The sequence below is a fragment of the Thermophilibacter gallinarum genome, from assembly GCF_014982725.1.
In the GTDB taxonomy this organism is placed as follows: Bacteria; Actinomycetota; Coriobacteriia; order Coriobacteriales; family Atopobiaceae; genus Thermophilibacter; species Thermophilibacter gallinarum.
Genome location: NZ_JADCJZ010000002.1, coordinates 478,893 through 495,213 on the forward strand (window position 1 = coordinate 478,893; position 16,321 = coordinate 495,213).

The window sequence follows — 16,321 nt, forward strand, 5'->3', positions numbered from 1 at the left end:
CTCCGTGCAAAGCGTGCAAAAGGGACAGTCACTTTTGCACGCTACACCGTTGCCCTCGTGATGGTGCCGCGGCCAATGCCCGTGAGCCTCTCAATCTGCCTCACGGAAAGCCCCGCCTCCCGCAACTCACAGAGTAGCGCATTGCGCCGGGCCTTCTCTTGGCCCTTAAGCTCTGATACCGGCAACGGTCCCAAAACTTCGCGCGCGACCTCCTCCGCCGCAGAGTCGGCGAGCCTTGGTCGTGCCGGCGGACGGTAGCGGACGCGCTCGGAAGAACCCGAGAACCTGACGAACGCCTCGCGACTTCCGAGCATCTCGAGCAACAGTCCGGTGTCGGCGTACTCAGGCGTGCCGACGTACTCGTGATAGCTGCTCCACGGATAGTCCTCTGCCGCACAGACGCCGGCCTTTGCCGGGTTGTTGTGGATGTAGCGCATAGCCTCAAGAAGATAGGGTTCGCCCTCGACGGGACTGCTGTAGAACCGCCCCTGAAACACATGTCCCACATGACCCCCCACGTCTGTTGAAGCGCTGGGCATAACGGGTGGCAAGGGAGTGCATTAGATCGCTCAGACGGCCACCCGGCTCTTCGACAAGCAGATGGACGTGGTTTGCCATGAGACACCATGCCACTATGCTGACGCCAAACTTGCGCGAAACTGTCACGAGCATGTCAAGAAACGCCAAACGGTCGGCATCTTCCTCGAAGAGGTTCTGCCGACCGTTTGCGTAGAGAACTACGTGGTAAAAGCCAGATTTTGCAACACGTCTTGGCAATCTTGGCATAGCTTCTCCTCCCATCTTGTTGATGAGAGATGTTATACCCCTTCAAGCCTCTGGTCAGCGTGCAAAAGTGCCCGTCCCCTTTGCACGCTACCCCTCGAGGTAGCGGGAGAGGAACTCGCGGGTCCTGGGGTGCTCGGGTAACGAGAAGAGCTTCTCGGGCGCGCCCTTCTCGGCGATGACGCCCTTGTCCATGAAGACGACCTCGTCGGAGACGTTGCGCGCGAAGGCCATCTCGTGCGTGACCACGACCATCGTCATGCCATCGGCGGCGAGACGCCGCATGACCTCGAGGACCTCGCCCACGATCTCGGGGTCGAGCGCGGAGGTGGGCTCGTCGAAGAGCATGAGGTCGGGCTGCATGCAGAGGGCACGGGCGATGGCGACGCGCTGCTTCTGGCCGCCGGAGAGGTTGTTGACGTCCGCGCGGGCGAAGTCGGCGAGGCCTACCGACTCGAGGTGGCGCAGCGCGACCTCCTCGGCCTCGGCCTTGCCCATCTTCTTGAGGGTCACGGGCGCGAGCGTGCAGTTGTCGAGCACGTTCATGTTGTTGAACAGGTTGAAGCCCTGGAACACCATTCCGATTTTCTCGCGCACTCGGTTCACGTCCACGTGCTCTGCCGCGAGGTCGGCGCCGTGGAACCAGACGTGCCCGGCGTCGGGCGTCTCGAGCAGGTTGATGCAGCGCAAGAGCGTCGACTTGCCCGAGCCCGAGGCGCCGATGATCGTGACCACCTGGCCGGGCATGACGTCGAGGTTGATATCGCGCAGGACCTCCAGGTCGCCGAAGCTCTTGCGCAGGCCCTCGATGCGGACCATCGGCTCGGCGGCGGAGCTGACGTTCTTCTCGCTCATGGATTACTCCTCCACCTTCACGGGCTGGTCGGACGTGCTGCCCATGGTCTCGGCCTTGACGTTGAAGCGGTGCGCGAACTTGCCGAGCAGCCACGACGCGATCGCGGTCATGATCAGGTAGAACACGGCCGCCACGAGATAGGCGTTGAGCTGCTTGTAGTAGATGCCCGCCACGGTGGAAGCGGCGAAGGCCAGGTCGAACACACCGATGACCGAGAGCACCGACGAGTCCTTGATGTTGATGACGAGCTCGTTGGAGAGACCGGGGATGGCGAACTTGATGCCCTGCGGGAAGACGACCCGCACCATAGCCTGCCACTGCGAGAGGCCGAGCGAGCGCGCCGCCTCCATCTGGCCCTTGTCCACCGACTCGATGCCGCCGCGCAGCACCTCCATCATGTAGGCGGTGGAGTTGAGCGAGACCACCACGAGGCCGGCGATGAAGCGCGACCAGATGGCGTTGGTCTCGGTGACGCTGAGGCCGAAGCCGCTCACCACGGCGAAGCCGGCGTAGTAGATGATGACGCCCTGCACGAGCATCGGCGTGCCGCGCACCACGGTGCTGTAGAGCTTGGCAAACCACACGCCGATCTTCTTGAAGAAGCGCACACAGTCGTTGTCGGAGCGGTCGATCTGCATGATGCGCGCGAAGACCAGCAGCAGCGCCAGGAAGAACGCGATCAGCGTGCCGAAGACGGCCAGCTCGATGGTGGTGACGATACCGGTGATGTAGGTGTCGCGGCCCTGCTGGAACATGTAGAGCACCTGGGCGAGCATGTCGTCGGGCATCTTGTCCGCGGCGGCGGCCACCTGCCAGGCACTCGCCAGGCCCATGGCCCAGCGATCAACGAGAAGGACCGCGGCTATCGCCCAGATCACGTAGGAGCCCACGCGCAGCGCACGGGCCGCGGCCGGCTTGGTGAACGGCGCCGTCTCCGCGTAGTTCTGCCAGTGCGTGAGCTTGAAGAGCAGCGCCACGGCCGAGAGCACGAGCCACGCGGCCAGGACGTAGTACATCACCAGCTCGACGGTGAAGGCGCGCGCCAGGAAGGAGAGCTCCGGGCGCGGCGAGCTCGAGAGCAGCATGCCGAGAAACGCCACGACGCTCGTGCCCAGCAGCACGTAGCGGTGGTCGCGCGTCACGAAGTCACGCAGTTTTGACATTCAGGACTCCTTGCGGTTCTCACGGTTCTTCTCGCCGTGAACGGGACGGGGGCCATGGCCCCCGCCCCGCTCGAATCGAAAATGATTCAAAAGGGGACTGTCCCCTTTTGAATTACGCCGGCTGACGGTCCATGCAGTCCTGCCACATCTCGAGGCGCTCCTCCTCGGAGATGCCGGCGATGATCTCGTTCAGGCGGTCGAGCATCTCGTCGTTGCCCTTGGCGATGGCCGCGTTGTCCGGGTTGCTCGGGTCGGAGAAGCCCTCGCCCTCCTCGAGCTCGACCTTCATGAGATCGGGATAGTTCTCGAGCAGGTTGGGCAGCGACATCGAGGAGAACGTGATGGCGTCGCAGGTGCCGTTCTCGATGGCGTCCACCACCAGCGGCACCGTGGCGACGGGCGTGAGGTGGTTGACGTCGGGGATCTCCTCGATGAGGTCGTCGTAGAAGGTGTCCTTCTGGCCGAGGACGGAGGCACCGGAGAAGTCGGAGAGCTTGGTGGCGCCGGCGTAGGGGCCGTCCTTCTTCACGACGATGATGACCTCGTCGTCGATGTAGGAGTCGGTGAAGTCGGCGGACTCGGCGCGCTCCGGGGTGACGGACATGCCGGCACAGATGATGTCGATGGTACCGTTGCTCAGGGAGTCGACGAGCGCGCCGAACTCCATCTTCACGGCCACGGGCTCCATGCCAAGCTCCTCGGCGATGCGCTTGGCGACCTGCACGTCGTAGCCGTCGGCATAGGCACCCTCGACGTTCTCGATGGGGATGGTGGTGTCCGACTCCTCGGAGACCTGCCAGTTGTACGGGGCGTAGGCTGCCTCCATGCCGACGCGCAGGGTCTTGCCGTCGCCGAGGGTCGCCCCGGCGGCGTCGGCCGCGGGCTCGTCGGCCGCATCCGCGGCGTCGTCGGCGCTCTCCTGCGCGGCGGGACCGCAGCCGGAAAGGACCATCACGCCCCCCATGCCCGCCACGAGGCTCGAGAGCTTCAGGAAGTCGCGGCGAGAGACTCTGTCAGATACAAGAACGTGCGGGGTGGCCTTCATGGTGGTTCCTTTCCCTTTGTGGTAATCCCCTTCCGCGCGACGCAACCGGAGGGGACCCATTCCCCTCCCCCTTGCAACCTAATGCGAGAAAGTTACGCGCACGTGGGCAGAATACCCCGGGACGAGAAGAACCACGAGCTGATACCATCGTGGGAAACACCGCCGTAACGGGTGAGACAAATGAACCTGTCCCCTTTGTCTCACCTACCGCCGCAAGGAGAACGCATGGACCAGGAGACCTACGACGCCTACGTCGCCATCCTCGAGGAGGAGCTCGTCTGCGCGATGGGGTGCACCGAGCCCATCGCCGTGGCCTACTGCGCCGCGCTCGCGCGCCAGACGCTCGGGGCGCTGCCCGAGCGCGTGGAGGTTGCCGCCTCCGCCAACATCATCAAGAACGTGAAGAGCGTCGTCGTGCCCAACACGGGCGGCGCGCGCGGCATCGAGGCCGCCGCGGCGGCGGGCGTGGTTGCGGGCGCCGCGGACGCCAAGCTCGAGGTCCTGGCCGCCGTGACCGGCGAGCAGATCTCCGAGATGCGCGACTACCTTGCCACGCACGAGGTCACCGTGGCGCCGAGCGAGCGCCCGTGGATCTTCGACATCCAGGTGCGCGTCTCGGGCGACGGCCACGAGGCGTTCTGCGAGATCGCCGGCGCGCACACCAACGTCATCCATGTGGAGCGCGACGGCGAGGTCCTTCTCGACATGCCCTTCGAGGAGGAGGCGGGCGAGAAGGACGCCGGGACGGACCGCGGCTGCCTCTCCATCGAGAGGATCGTCGCCTTTGCGGACGAGGTGAACCTCGAGGACGTCAAGCAGGTGCTGGGCCGTCAAATCGCCTGCAACACCGCCATCGCGCAGGAGGGTCTCCACGGCAGCTGGGGCGCCAACATCGGCAGCGTGCTGCTCTCCGCCTACGGCGACGGCGTGGCCAACCGCGCAAAGGCGTGGGCTGCCGCCGGCTCCGACGCGCGCATGGGCGGCTGCGAGCTGCCCGTGGTCATCAACTCCGGCAGCGGCAACCAGGGCCTCACGGCCAGCGTTCCCGTCATCGTCTACGCCCAGGAGCTGGGCGTCTCCCATGACGAGCTGCTCCGCGCGCTTGTGGTTTCCAACCTGGTGACCATCCACCTCAAGACCGGCATCGGCCGGCTCTCCGCCTACTGCGGCGCCACGAGCGCGGGCGCGGGAGCGGCCGCCGGCATCACCTACCTCTACGGCGGGCGCGCGGACGAGATCTCGCACACCGTGGTCAACGCCATCGCCATCGACTCCGGCATGGTCTGCGACGGCGCCAAGGCGAGCTGCGCCGCCAAGATCGCGAGCGCGGTTGAGGCCGGCCTTCTGGGCATGCAGATGCAGCGCCAGGGCAAGCAGTTCTACGGCGGCGACGGCATCGTGGTCAAGGGCGTGGAGAACACGATCCGCAACGTGGGCGTGCTCGCGGCGCAGGGCATGCGCGAGACGGACCGCACGATCATCGAGCTCATGTGCGGCACCGGCGCGTGCTAACCCTCCGACGAGCGGTTTGCCGACAAGGTCCGGCGCTCAGACAGCTTCTCCGCGTCTTTGACGCGGAGAAGAACTCGCGGCGTACCTTGTTGGCAAACCGCGGGTGGCGTTATCGGCGCCTTGGGATGGAGTTTTGGCTGGCAGTCTGCTCCAGCTCGAGCAGTGCACGCTTGCGCTCGAGGCCGCCGGCGTAGCCGGTGAGGGAGCCGCCCGCGCCCAGGACGCGATGGCACGGGACGATCACGCTGATGGGGTTCCTGCCCACGGCGGCGCCGACGGCACGCGGCGACGACCCCAGCTCAGCTGCGAGCTCGCCGTACGCGCGCGTCTCCCCGTACGGGATGGCGAGAAGCGCACCCCACACGCGACGCTGGAACGCGGTGCCGCGCGGCGCCAGCGGGACGTCGGCCACGCTCGGACGCCCTCCTGCGAAGTACGCGTCCAGCCAGCAACGGGCGGCGAGAAGAACGGGCGAGTCGGCGGGCTCGCCCGTCTCCGTGTCCTTCTCGGCGCCCTCCATCCCGCGCGCAAAGTAGCGCTGCCCGTAGAACCACGCGCCCATCAGGCCACCGTCGTCGGCCGCGAGCAGCATCTTTCCCAGCGGGGATTCGTAGTCGCAGGCATGCATACGGACTCCTAATAGTTCAACCCAAAGGCCCAGAGCGGGACGACGTTGCCATGACCAAACTCGATGTCATCCTTTACCACATAACCCTTCTCGGCTCCCCTGAGCTGATCGGCGGTCTTTGATTTGCCACCTACCTCGAACGTGAGATCCCCAATCTGGAAGTCAGAAATCTTTGACGCCGTGACCAGATGATTGACGCGCATCTGGTTGAAGAAGAAGGTCTCCCGCACGCTGCCGATGTCCTCGCGACCATCGCTTAGGTTGTAGAGGATATTGGTGTTGTCCAGATAGACCTTCTCCGGCTTTCCGAGCGCGCCGAGACCGCCGGCACCCGTGCGGAGCTGCGCCACCATCCCAGCCTTCTCCATGTAGAGCAGGTAGTCCTCCACGTTGTTCCTACTCGCCTGAATCTGACTGCCCAGGCTCGTCATGTTGGGCTTGAACGGGGCAAGCGTGCTCACGACGGCCATGAGCTTCTTGAGCTTTCTGCCCGTCGCCGCGGTCATGTTGGCGTACTGGGGGATGTCCGTCTCGAGCGTCCTCGTAATGACCTGAGAGAGCTCGAGGTCAAAGTCAACGTCCGAGCCAAAGGGGTAGTAGCCGCACCGCAAGTAGTCACGGAAGAGCGGCAGCGGGTGCTCGACGCCCGGCAGCCCCGTGTCGCCAGCAAGGATGTCGTCAAGCGGACGCGCGGCCACCTCTATTCCATGGCTTATCGCAAGATACTCCCTGAACGAGAGCCCCTGCATCTCGTACTTTGGCGCTCGGCGGCTGAGGTCGGCATCGCCCCGCTCGATGTCCAGAACGGAGGATCCCGTAAAGTACACGCGCAGACCCGGCAGCGAGTCATACATCATCTTGAGCTCGCGCGACCAACCGGGATACTTGTGAACCTCGTCGATAAAGAGGTGCGTCCCGCCGTCCCGATAGAGGCGCTCCGCCACCTCATAGAGGGAATGGGTGGAGAAGTACAGGTGGTCCGCAGAGACGTAAAGTGCGTCCTGCGCCGAGTGCGCCTCCTTGATGCGCTGCAGGAAGAGCGTCGTCTTGCCCACGCCGCGCGGACCCACCAGACCGAACATGCGGTTATCCCAGTTGATGGAGTCGTAGACGTAGCGATGGAATAAGCCCGGGGTCTGAGCGAGCCGTCGGAGCATGTACTCGTAGAGTTGGTCCATGAGCACCTCCCATTTTTTGCACTCTCATAGTGCGGTATTTGAATTATATCGCACTATGAGAGTGCGCCAACTTGACAGAAAGCAGTCCCTCTGTCAGCCGCTCCGCAAAATGATTCAAAAGGGGTCTGTCCCCTTTTGAATCACTCCCAGGTGGGAGGAACCGGGGCGTTGGGGGTGGCCCAGGTGCCGAGGGCGGCGTTGGGGTCGGCGTCCAGCGTGAGGGGCGAGAAGGACCCGGCGTTGTAGCTCCTCAGGGCCGCGATGCCGATCATCGCCGCGTTGTCGCCGCAGGCGCGCATGGGCGGCACGGTCACGCGCACGCTGCGCTTCTCGAGCGCCTTCTTGTACGCCGCGCGCAGGCCCGGGTTGGCCGCCACGCCGCCGCCGACGCAGAAGTCGGAGACGCCGGTCTCCTCCACCGCGGTCACGGCCTTGGCCACCTGCACGTCGATGACCGCGGCCTCGAAGCTCGCCGCCAGGTCGGGCAGGTTGATGGGACGCCCGGCACGGTTCTCGCCCTCGATGTAGGTGATGACGGCCGTCTTGAGGCCGGAGAGGCTGAAGCTGTAGTCCCCGCTGTGCATCATCGCGCGCGGGAAGTGGATGGCCTTGGGGTTGCCCTGCGCCGAGAGCTTTGAGATCACGGGGCCGCCGGGATAGCCCAGGCCGAGCGCCTTGGCCACCTTGTCAAAGGCCTCGCCCACCGCGTCGTCGATCGTGGCGCCGAGAAGGACGTAGTCGCCCCAGGCGCGCACGTGGACGAGCATGGTGTTGCCACCGGAGACGATGCTCGCCACGAAGGGCGGCTCAAGGCCCGGGGTCTCGAAGAGGTTGGCCATGAGGTGGCCCTCGAGGTGATGCACGGCAATGAGCGGCAGGTCGGCGGCCGCGCAGAGGCCCTTCGCGAAGGCGACGCCCACCACGAGCGCGCCCACCAGACCCGGCCCCGCCGTGACGCCCACGGCCGCGAGATCCGCAGGCGCGAGCGTGTCCACGCCGAAGTGCTCGCCGGCGCGGGCGAGCGTCTCCTCGAAGACGCCGACGATGGCCTCGGTGTGCTTGCGGGAGGCGATCTCGGGCACCACGCCGCCGAAGCGCGCGTGGAAGTCGATCTGCGTGGCCACGACGCTCGCGCAGACCACACCGCAGCTATCCGTCACGGCCATGGCGGTCTCGTCGCAGGAGGACTCGATCGTAAGGATGAGCGGGCCGGCGGCCGCCAGCGCGGCGCGCGCCTCGGTCGTGCGCTCGCCGGGCACGATCGGCCACGGGCGGATGGAGGGCGCGGGCTCCGGGCGGCCGGTCGCGATCACGGCGTCCGCCGCGAGCGGCAGCGGGGCGCGCAGGATGAGGGCGTCGTGGCCGGTGCCGTAGTAGCCCGGTCGGCGGCCCTCCTCCGCGAGGCCGAGCGCCCCATAGAGGGCGCGGGCAGGCTCGTTCTTCTCGTCCACCTCAAGGGAGATCGTCTGGGCGCCGAGCATCTGCGCGTCGTAGGCAACGCGGGCGACGAGGCGCGTAGCGATGCCCTCGCGCCGACGCGCCGCGTCCACGACGACCTCCTCGACCTCGAAGTCCGCCCCCGCGAGCACGCCGCCCGCAAATCCGATGACGGTCCCCTGGTCGTGCGCGACCCACCAGCTACGGCCGGGCTGGGAGAGCTCCTCGTAGAACATCCTCTCGGTCCACGGCGTGTGCGCCGCGCCCTCATAGACGGCCGCCTCGAGCGCGGCCACGGCAGCGGTGTCGTTCACCGTCATGGGGCGCAGCTGCAGGTGGATGCCCGCGAGCGCGTCGTCCACGCCGGTGAGCTCCACGGACGCCGGCTTCTTGAGGCCAAGGCGCGTGCGCTCGGCCTCCTCGGCGTCCGAGAGGCGGGTGTAGATGGGCAGGACCAGCGCCGGATCGCCGGGCTGCTCGTCAAAAACGCCGGCCTCCACGGCCGCGCGAATCAGCCCCTCGCCGGTGGGATACCACGCCTCCTCGGGCGAGAAGGACGCGAGGCCCGCGGCCTCAAAGCGCGCACGATACTTAGCCAGGCCGTTGCCCGTAAGCGTGAGCTCGGCCGCGTCGGCGCGCCCCGCCCATTCGGTCACGCAGGCGTCGGCCTTGAGAACGGTCTCGGCCGGGAAGGTGCGGTGCGCACCGGCTTCGTCGAGCTCGTAGATGCCGGGGTAGACCTCGCCGCGCATGGCGTCTCCGGCGACCGCGAGCGTGCCGCGCGCACCGGCGGCATACGCCGACCACGCCATCGCGTCGAGCGCCGAGGTGCCGTAGAGCGGAAGCCCCGCGCCGCACGCGAGGCCCTTGGCCGTGGCGATGCCGATGCGCACACCCGTGAACGAGCCGGGGCCGCGCCCCACGAGCACGGCGTCGAGGTCGCCCATCGCAAGGCCGACGTCGGCGAGCGTCCCCTGCGCCGTGGTCACGAGCTCCACGTTGGCCTGGCGTCGGCACATGTGGTCGCGCGCTGCCAGCACCGTCACGGCGCCGTCCGCGCCCACGCGCCCGACGGCGCAGGCCAGCATGTCCGTGGACGTGTCCAGCGCAAGGATGATCTTCTCGGCCATTCGCAGCTCTTCTCGCTCGGGTTCTCAACCCGTCTAGTGTAGTCAAATCGCGCTGCCGGCGCCCCCAGCCGGGCGACGGGCGAACCCTCGTCGAGCGAGTGCCGAGAGGATTGGTGCCCCGAGGCAGAATTCCGCCTCCCCTGTGTCACTATTTGCCTCGCGTGAGTGCGACTGCATCGCAAGCAATGGCCCAAGGGCAACCGGCAAAGCAAGAACCCACAGGTAAACCGACCTCACAAAGGCAAGGGTAAGGAGAGGCTCGCGCTCATGCCACTCACATGAGGCAAATAGTGACACAGCGGGGCGTTATTTCTGCCTCTTGCCCTTCCGGGCGCCGCCTCAGTCTGCCCCGGAGTCGCCCCCGCCGCCCATCTGGGCGTGCTCGGCGGCAACAGCGTCCATCAGCCGCACGAGCGGCCACGCGCGGTTGGTTTTGGTGAGCAGGGCCTTGGGGCCCACGACGCAGCCGGCCTCGCGCGAGCGGGCGAGAAACTCGTTCACCTGCGCATCGGAGAGACCGCAGAGCAGCACGAACTCCCCCACCGCCGGCTCCGGACCCGCATACGGCACGGGCGCCGATCGGAACCCCGGCAGCCGGGCGAACGCGCCCGCGGCGTCGCCCAGCCGCTCATACCCGGCCGTGCGCGCCACCACGCCCATATCCTTCAGCACCGCCCGGACCGCCGCGCCCTTCTCGGAAGAGGGGTCAAGCCCCCAGAGCACCGCGCACGGCACGGGCCCCGAGGGCTTGACCTTCTTCGATCCGGCGGATCCAGCGGCCTTCTTCCTAGGCCTGCCAGCCATTAGCCGAAGTAGCGCTCGAGCAGGCCCTTGAGAGCCTTGCCGTGACGTGCCTCGTCGCGCGCCATCTCGTGGACGGTGTCGTGGATGGCGTCGAGGTTGTTCTTCTTGGCGCAGGTGGCGAGCTCGACCTTGCCCTGCGTGGCACCGAACTCGCAGTCGACGCGCCAGGCGAGGTTGGACTTGGTGTCAGCCTTCATGTTGGGCTCGAGCTCCTCGCCGAGCAGCTCGGCGAACTTGGAGGCGTGCTCGGCCTCCTCGTAGGCGGCCTTCTCCCAGTAGAGGCCGATCTCGGGGTAGCCCTCGCGGTGGGCGATGCGGGCCATGCAGAGGTACATGCCGACCTCGGAGCACTCGCCGGTGAAGTTGGCCTTGAGCTGCTCGAGGATGTAGGCCTTGTCCTCGTCGGAGATGTCGGGGTTGTCCTTGACGGTCTTGGCGTAGATGCCGTACTCGTGCTCGGCGGCGAGCTTGAGCTCACCCTCGACCTTCTCGAACTGGCTGGCCGGAGCGTGGCAGACCGGGCACTCCGCCGGCGGCTCGGCGCCCTCGTAGATGTAACCGCAGACCTTGCAGACCCACTTGTCCATCGTGAAACCTCCTTGTTGTTTCGGTGGCGGAGCCGCGGCCCCGCCCCTCTCCTATGCACACGGCCAGGCTCCCGCCTAGGCCGAAGATGCCTCGCATGCCTGGCACGCGGGACACACGCCATCGAACTGCAGCGTGTGACCGGTTATGCGATAGCCCGACGCCCCGGCCGCCGCCTCGTCGACGCCGTCGAGAACGGGAACCATGACGTCGTCCACGCGGCCGCAGTGGGTGCAGCGCACGTGGTAGTGCTCGAACGCGCGGTGGTCGAAGCGGTCCGCCCCGTTGTTGATGCGCACGCGCCCGATCTGGCCCTCGTCGGCGAGCAGGCTCAGCGTGCGATAGACGGTCGCACGGCCGATGCCGGGATGCTCCTCGCGGACGGCCTCGTAGACCTCGTCGGCGGTGGGATGGTTGGCGAGGCGCCGCAGCCCCTCTGCGATGATCTGGCGCTGGACGGTGTTTCTCGTCGGCATGTCCCGCCTCCCTTCTCGGCCTACGAGAAGGATAGCATATTGAGACTAAATCTCAAAAAGATAATTCCCGACGGCTTTGGTAACGGGTTGTGCGTTCCGCTGGCGCCGAATCATGGCCACAAGGCGCAAAAGTCGTCAGCAACGTCAGCGCCGGAGCCTCGCCAGGGGGCGAGAAGGACCACCGCCCGCCGCGTCACAGCGCAGAGAGCAGCTCCTCGCCGCGCGCGTCGTGCGCGACCAGCCGGACCTCGCGCGGGGGCTCCTCCCCAGGCTCGGCCTCGTCATCCAGGCGCGTCACGAAGACGTCCACGCGCGCGTCGCCGATCTCGTCGGCGAACTGCTCGCCCCACTCGATGACGCAGACGCCGTCGGCGCCGAGCACGTCGAAGATGCCCGTGTCCTCCAGCTGCTCGGGGTCGTCGAGCCGGTAGAGGTCGAAGTGGCAGAGCGGCATCTCCGCCCCCTCGTAGACCATCTCGATCGTGAACGTGGGGCTCGTGACGTCACCCGCCACGCCCATGCCCGCGGCGATGCCCTTGGTGAGCTGGGTCTTGCCGGCGCCGAGGTCCCCGGTCAGGACGAGCACGTCGCCTGAGCGCAGGGCCTCCCCCAGGCGCTCGCCCAGCGCGATGGTCTCCTCGCGCGACGCGGTCCGGAAGCTCTTCTCGCTCATCGCGCCTCCTCTGCCGGATGCTCGGCGAGCCAGGCGCCCACCATCCTCAGGTCGTCCTCGAGCAGCGGCTGCCACTCGGAGTGGTAGATGCAGGCGGCCGGGTGGAACGTCGGGCACACCACGAAGTGGCCCGTCTGATGAAGGCGGCCGCGCAGCGACGTCACGCCCGCGTTCGTCCTCAACACGAACTGCGACGCGAAGTTGCCCAGGCACACGATGACGTCGGGCCAGATGGAGCGGATCTGCTCACGCAGGAACGGGGCGCACGCCTCGATCTCCTCGGGCTTGGGGTTGCGGTTTCCGGGCGGTCGGCACTTGACCACGTTTGCGATGTAGATCTCGTCTCGCGTGAGGCCGGCGCAGCCGAGAAGTGCGTCCAGCTTGTGTCCGGCAGCACCGACGAAGGGCTCGCCCTGCAGGTCCTCGTTGCGGCCGGGGCCCTCGCCGATGAACATCACCCGCGCGTGGGGGTTGCCCACGCCGAAGACCAGGTTCGTGCGCGTGGCGCCCAGCGGGCAGAGCTGGCAGTTGCCCATGAGGTCGCGGATCTCCTGAAGCGAGACCTCGCGCGGCCCCTGGTGCTCGTGGCCCGGAATGCGCATGACGGACATGAGGTCGAGCCCCCTTCTCTCGGCGGCGGTCCTGCCGCCGGCGCGGCTAGGTGTAGATCTTCTCAAGACGCATCCCAAAGTCGCAGACTACCTCGTAGTTGATGGTGTTTCTCAGCCCCGCCATCTCCTCGGCCGTGATGCGCTCGTCGTCGTCCGCACCGATCAGGGTCACCACGTCGCCGTACTCGACGGGGCGCGTGGGACGATAGGAGCGGGCGCCGTTGACGTCCACGGCGAACATGAACTGGTCCATGCAGATGTTGCCCACCTGGCGGCAGCGCACGCCACCGACCAGCACGTCCATCTGGTTGGAGAGCTCGCGGGCAAGGCCGTCCGCATAGCCGATGGGAACCGTGGCGACCTGGATGTTGCGGCGGGGGACCCGCCAGGTGAGGCCGTAGCCCACGCCGTCCCCGACGTTGGGGTAGATGACGCGCACCACGCGACCGCGCACGCTCATGACCGGCTCGAGGTCGATGCACCCGTGCGTGGTGTCGGCGGGGTGCAGGCCGTAGAGCCCCACGCCGACGCGGCACATGTCGAAGTGGCACTCGGGGTGCAGGATGGTGCCCGGGGTGTTGTCGCAGTGCACGAGCCCCGTGTCCAGGCCGGCGCCGCGCAGCGCCTCGACCGTCTCGCGGAAGCGGTTGAGCTGCAGGGCGAAGTCCCAGTCGTCGGGCACGTCGGCGGTCGCGAAGTGCGTGAAGGTGCCCGCGCACTCGAGGCCGCGGTGGAAGTCGATCGTGCGGCGCAGCTCGACGGCGTCGGCGCGACGGACGCCGATCCTGGTCATGCCCGTGTCCACGGCGAGGTGATAGCGCGCCACGCGACCGGCCGAGGCGGCGGCCTCGCCGAGGGCGAGCGCGAACTCGGAGGTGTACACGGCGGGCATGAGGTCGTGCTCGACGAGCGTCTGGACGCAGGTCGCCGGGGGCTCGGAGAGGATGAGGATGGGCCACTCGATCCCCGCCTCGCGCAGGGCGACGCCCTCCCTCACGGTGGCGACGGCGAACTGGCTGGCCCCGGCGGCGTGCATGGTCTTGATGCACGGAACGGCACCGTGGCCGTAGGCGTCGGCCTTGACCACGCACATCATCTCGACGCCGCGGCCCAAGAGGCGCCTGAACGCCGACGTGTTCCTCCTCAGCGCCGCAAGGTTGACCTCGACCCACGCCCAGCGGCTCTCGGGTCCCTGAACCCTCTCCACGACTCCACCTTCCTGCGGCCTGCGGCCGCGTTACTCCCCCGCCGGTCCGTCGGGATAGGCGACGTGCGCGTCGACGGCGTCCGAGGCGACGCCGACCACGTCTATGATGTCACTCGCCATCACCGCGCGCGAGCCCCGGCGCTCGGCGGCAAGCGTTCCGGCGTAGGCGTGCACCTCGCAGACGTAGGCGGCCAGCAGCGCGGGATCGACGTCGGCCTCGGAGCGCTGGGCTATCGCGGACGCCATCATGCCCGCCAGCACGTCACCCGACCCCGCCGTGGCGAGCGCGGCCGGACCCGGCTTGGGGAGCACGGCCCGCTCCACGCTCACGCAGCAGGTCGCGGTGCCCTTGCCCACGACGACGAGCTCGGAGCCCCCGTCCGCCCAGACGATGTCGCGCGCAGCGTCGAGCTGGTCCGAGAGGGAGGAGACCCCGCCCGCCGGACGGCCCACCAGGCGCGCCAGCTCGCCCCGATGCGGGGTGATGACGAGCGGGGCGGATCGGCGGATGATCTCGGGGTACTGGGGGAGCGCGCCGTTGGTCAGGCGCGCGAGGCAGTTGAGGCCGTCGGCATCCACCACCAGCGGGACGTCCATGCCGAGAAGTGCCGAGACGACGGCGCAGGTGCCGCCGCTCACGCGGAGCCCCGGGCCCACCAGGACCGCGGAGGAGCGCTCGGCGAGCTTGCAGACCACGTCGCGCGCGTCGGCGGTCAGGGTCCCGTCGGCGTCCTCCGGGAGCGGCACCACGGGTATCTCCAGCAGGTGCGCCTGGGCGACCGCCGCCGCGGAGGCGGGGGTCGCCAGCGTCACGTAGCCGGCGCCCATGCGGGCGGCGGCGAGGGCGGCCATGATCGCGGCGCCCGGGTAGCGCCGCGAGCCGCCCACGACGAGCACGGAGCCGCGGCTGAACTTGTCGACGGCAGACGTGCGCGGAAGCAGCGCCTCGAGGTAGTCCGCGAGGTCCGTCCTCCAGGCGACGGGATCCTCGTCGACCACGAGCCGGTCGGTCTGCTCGGCGAGCGGAGCCACGACGATGGCGCCGCACACGTCCCGCCCGTCGTCGGTCAGCAGGCCGGGCTTGAGCGCCAGCATCGTCACCGTCATGTCAGCGACGACGCACGCCTCGGCGGCGAGGCCGGTCTGGGCGGACAGGCCGCTCGGCACGTCGACGGAGACCACGCGGGCAGTGCTCGCGTTGAGGCACTCGATCCAGATGTCGAACGGGGCCCTGACCTCACCGTGGAAGCCGGTGCCGAGCATGCAGTCGAGTGCGACGTCCGCCGTGGCGAGAAGGTCGTCGAGCTCGTCGCGGGACGGCCCCACCAGCACCGAGGCTCCGGCGCGCACCGCGCTCTGCGCCACCTGGCGCGGGAGGTCCCCGGGGAGCGCGTCGGGCTCGACGGGGGACACCACGGTCACGTTGGCGCCCTGGGCGCGCAGCGCCTCGGCGGCGACCCATCCGTCGCCACCGTTGTTGCCCATGCCGGCGAGGACGACGACGTTGTCCATCTCGCCCAGCTCGAGCACCTCCTGGGCGGCGGCGAGCCCGGCCCGGTGCATGAGCTCGGAAACGCTCACGCCCTCGCGGGTCAGGGCCACCTCGACGCGCTTCACGTCGTCAATGTTCAGCACTGGCTGCATATCCGCACCTCCAGGGGGCGACGGCGAACCTAGTCGTCACCCATCATACTCAAGAGTCCTGCCGGGGCGACCCCGCCGCCCTGACCTCAAGGTCGTCGAGCTCCGCATCCTGCACGCGCTCGAGCTCGTCGAGCACGGCGCGCGCCTCCTTGAACGAGTTGGCGAGGGCGCGCTCCGCGTCGCGGCGGGCGTCGGGCGCGGGGCGGACGTCGTCGGTCACCGCGATGGCGTTTGCGACCGCGACGTCGTGGGTGTGCGATATGGAGAGGGCGATCTCGCGGATGCCCTTCTCGCGGGCGACCTCCGCCGCGCGACCGCTCAGCAGCGCGCGCGGCCGGCCCGACTCGTCGCGGCCGACGGACACGTCGCGGAACCCGACGCCGTCCGCGAAGCCGGTCCCCAGCGCCTTGACCACGGCCTCGCGCGCCGCGAAGCGGGCGGCGTAGTGCTCGGCCGGACGCGCGGTCCGCTCGCAGTAGGCCCGCTCCTCGTCGGTGAAGACGCGCCGCGCGAAGTTGGGGCGCCGCGCGAGCACGCGCTCCATGCGGTCGATCTCCAGCATGTCCACGCCGATTCCAGCAGTTGCCAT

At 68.0% G+C, this 16,321-nt stretch carries 17 protein-coding genes; 1 reads left to right on the forward strand and 16 read right to left on the reverse strand.

The window, feature by feature from the left end; all coding sequences use genetic code 11:
- Nucleotides 1–41: 41 nt before the first annotated feature.
- The 5 genes from INF26_RS06105 to INF26_RS06125 all read right to left on the reverse strand — a co-directional run bounded on the left by INF26_RS06105 (nt 42) and on the right by INF26_RS06125 (nt 3,847).
- The gene (locus INF26_RS06105) at nt 42–506 is read right to left on the reverse strand and encodes a LolA-like protein (protein ID WP_193529913.1); all 465 of its coding nucleotides are present in this window, start codon (nt 504–506) and stop codon (nt 42–44) included.
- Complete coding sequence (locus INF26_RS08655; protein ID WP_408647516.1) at nt 442–801, reverse strand: transposase; 360 nt, start codon at nt 799–801, stop codon at nt 442–444. The genes INF26_RS06105 and INF26_RS08655 overlap by 65 nt, the downstream gene beginning before the upstream one ends.
- A gap of 72 nt (nt 802–873) precedes the next feature.
- A complete protein-coding gene (locus INF26_RS06115; RefSeq protein ID WP_269747152.1) occupies nt 874–1,638 on the reverse strand; it encodes an amino acid ABC transporter ATP-binding protein in 765 nt (254 codons plus the stop codon).
- Nucleotides 1,639–1,641: 3 nt separating this feature from the next.
- A complete protein-coding gene (locus tag INF26_RS06120) occupies nt 1,642–2,802 on the reverse strand; it encodes an amino acid ABC transporter permease (protein ID WP_193529917.1) in 1,161 nt (386 codons plus the stop codon).
- A 112-nt stretch (nt 2,803–2,914) separates the two neighbouring features.
- Complete coding sequence (locus tag INF26_RS06125; RefSeq protein ID WP_193529919.1) at nt 2,915–3,847, reverse strand: transporter substrate-binding domain-containing protein; 933 nt, start codon at nt 3,845–3,847, stop codon at nt 2,915–2,917.
- Between the two features lie 225 nt (nt 3,848–4,072).
- On the opposite strand from INF26_RS06125, the gene INF26_RS06130 reads away from it, so the two are divergent.
- Complete coding sequence (locus tag INF26_RS06130) at nt 4,073–5,359, forward strand: L-cysteine desulfidase family protein (protein ID WP_193529921.1); 1,287 nt, start codon at nt 4,073–4,075, stop codon at nt 5,357–5,359.
- A gap of 109 nt (nt 5,360–5,468) precedes the next feature.
- On the opposite strand, the gene INF26_RS06135 is transcribed toward INF26_RS06130, so the two are convergent.
- From INF26_RS06135 to acpS, 11 genes are all read right to left on the reverse strand, one after another.
- Entirely contained in the window at nt 5,469–5,987 is a 519-nt protein-coding gene (locus INF26_RS06135; protein ID WP_226371905.1) for a methylated-DNA--[protein]-cysteine S-methyltransferase, read from the reverse strand.
- 8 nt (nt 5,988–5,995) lie between these two features.
- Nucleotides 5,996–7,165, reverse strand: coding sequence for an ATP-binding protein (locus INF26_RS06140; protein ID WP_193529923.1), 1,170 nt, complete (start codon nt 7,163–7,165; stop codon nt 5,996–5,998).
- A gap of 140 nt (nt 7,166–7,305) precedes the next feature.
- On the reverse strand, nt 7,306–9,732 hold the full coding sequence (gene tsaD / locus INF26_RS06145) for a tRNA (adenosine(37)-N6)-threonylcarbamoyltransferase complex transferase subunit TsaD (RefSeq protein ID WP_193529925.1): 2,427 nt from the start codon (nt 9,730–9,732) through the stop codon (nt 7,306–7,308).
- Between the two features lie 339 nt (nt 9,733–10,071).
- Complete coding sequence (locus tag INF26_RS06150; protein WP_193529927.1) at nt 10,072–10,536, reverse strand: DUF3783 domain-containing protein; 465 nt, start codon at nt 10,534–10,536, stop codon at nt 10,072–10,074.
- The gene (locus INF26_RS06155) at nt 10,536–11,123 is read right to left on the reverse strand and encodes a rubredoxin-like domain-containing protein (protein WP_193529928.1); all 588 of its coding nucleotides are present in this window, start codon (nt 11,121–11,123) and stop codon (nt 10,536–10,538) included. Before INF26_RS06155 ends, INF26_RS06150 begins: the two co-directional genes overlap by 1 nt.
- Nucleotides 11,124–11,198: 75 nt before the next feature.
- The gene (locus tag INF26_RS06160) at nt 11,199–11,597 is read right to left on the reverse strand and encodes a Fur family transcriptional regulator (protein WP_193529930.1); all 399 of its coding nucleotides are present in this window, start codon (nt 11,595–11,597) and stop codon (nt 11,199–11,201) included.
- A gap of 193 nt (nt 11,598–11,790) precedes the next feature.
- Nucleotides 11,791–12,270, reverse strand: a complete 480-nt coding sequence (gene tsaE, locus INF26_RS06165; RefSeq protein ID WP_193529932.1) for a tRNA (adenosine(37)-N6)-threonylcarbamoyltransferase complex ATPase subunit type 1 TsaE — start codon at nt 12,268–12,270, stop codon at nt 11,791–11,793.
- Nucleotides 12,267–12,881 (reverse strand): uracil-DNA glycosylase, encoded by a 615-nt coding sequence (locus INF26_RS06170; protein ID WP_193529934.1) that lies wholly within the window; start codon nt 12,879–12,881, stop codon nt 12,267–12,269. Before INF26_RS06170 ends, tsaE begins: the two co-directional genes overlap by 4 nt.
- Nucleotides 12,882–12,927: 46 nt before the next feature.
- Nucleotides 12,928–14,088, reverse strand: coding sequence for an alanine racemase (gene alr / locus INF26_RS06175; RefSeq protein WP_193529936.1), 1,161 nt, complete (start codon nt 14,086–14,088; stop codon nt 12,928–12,930).
- Nucleotides 14,089–14,118: 30 nt separating this feature from the next.
- Nucleotides 14,119–15,732 carry an NAD(P)H-hydrate dehydratase gene (locus tag INF26_RS06180; protein ID WP_193529937.1) on the reverse strand — a complete coding sequence of 538 codons (1,614 nt, stop codon included), beginning with the start codon at nt 15,730–15,732 and terminating at the stop codon, nt 14,119–14,121.
- 49 nt (nt 15,733–15,781) lie between these two features.
- Nucleotides 15,782–16,321 (reverse strand): holo-ACP synthase, encoded by a 540-nt coding sequence (gene acpS / locus INF26_RS06185; RefSeq protein WP_193529939.1) that lies wholly within the window; start codon nt 16,319–16,321, stop codon nt 15,782–15,784.

Excerpts from the sequence above, each read along its gene's own strand:
- INF26_RS08655 (WP_408647516.1), bottom strand. The coding sequence starts at position 801 with ATGGGAGGAGAAGCTATGCCAAGATTGCCAAGACGTGTTGCAAAATCT.
- INF26_RS06115 (WP_269747152.1), bottom strand. The coding sequence starts at position 1,638 with ATGAGCGAGAAGAACGTCAGCTCCGCCGCCGAGCCGATGGTCCGCATC.
- INF26_RS06120 (WP_193529917.1), bottom strand. The coding sequence starts at position 2,802 with ATGTCAAAACTGCGTGACTTCGTGACGCGCGACCACCGCTACGTGCTG.
- INF26_RS06125 (WP_193529919.1), bottom strand. The coding sequence starts at position 3,847 with ATGAAGGCCACCCCGCACGTTCTTGTATCTGACAGAGTCTCTCGCCGC.
- INF26_RS06130 (WP_193529921.1), top strand. The coding sequence starts at position 4,073 with ATGGACCAGGAGACCTACGACGCCTACGTCGCCATCCTCGAGGAGGAG.
- INF26_RS06135 (WP_226371905.1), bottom strand. The coding sequence starts at position 5,987 with ATGCATGCCTGCGACTACGAATCCCCGCTGGGAAAGATGCTGCTCGCG.
- INF26_RS06140 (WP_193529923.1), bottom strand. The coding sequence starts at position 7,165 with ATGGACCAACTCTACGAGTACATGCTCCGACGGCTCGCTCAGACCCCG.
- tsaD (WP_193529925.1), bottom strand. The coding sequence starts at position 9,732 with ATGGCCGAGAAGATCATCCTTGCGCTGGACACGTCCACGGACATGCTG.
- INF26_RS06150 (WP_193529927.1), bottom strand. The coding sequence starts at position 10,536 with ATGGCTGGCAGGCCTAGGAAGAAGGCCGCTGGATCCGCCGGATCGAAG.
- INF26_RS06155 (WP_193529928.1), bottom strand. The coding sequence starts at position 11,123 with ATGGACAAGTGGGTCTGCAAGGTCTGCGGTTACATCTACGAGGGCGCC.
- INF26_RS06160 (WP_193529930.1), bottom strand. The coding sequence starts at position 11,597 with ATGCCGACGAGAAACACCGTCCAGCGCCAGATCATCGCAGAGGGGCTG.
- tsaE (WP_193529932.1), bottom strand. The coding sequence starts at position 12,270 with ATGAGCGAGAAGAGCTTCCGGACCGCGTCGCGCGAGGAGACCATCGCG.
- INF26_RS06170 (WP_193529934.1), bottom strand. The coding sequence starts at position 12,881 with ATGTCCGTCATGCGCATTCCGGGCCACGAGCACCAGGGGCCGCGCGAG.
- INF26_RS06180 (WP_193529937.1), bottom strand. The coding sequence starts at position 15,732 with ATGCAGCCAGTGCTGAACATTGACGACGTGAAGCGCGTCGAGGTGGCC.
- acpS (WP_193529939.1), bottom strand. The coding sequence starts at position 16,321 with ATGGCAACTGCTGGAATCGGCGTGGACATGCTGGAGATCGACCGCATG.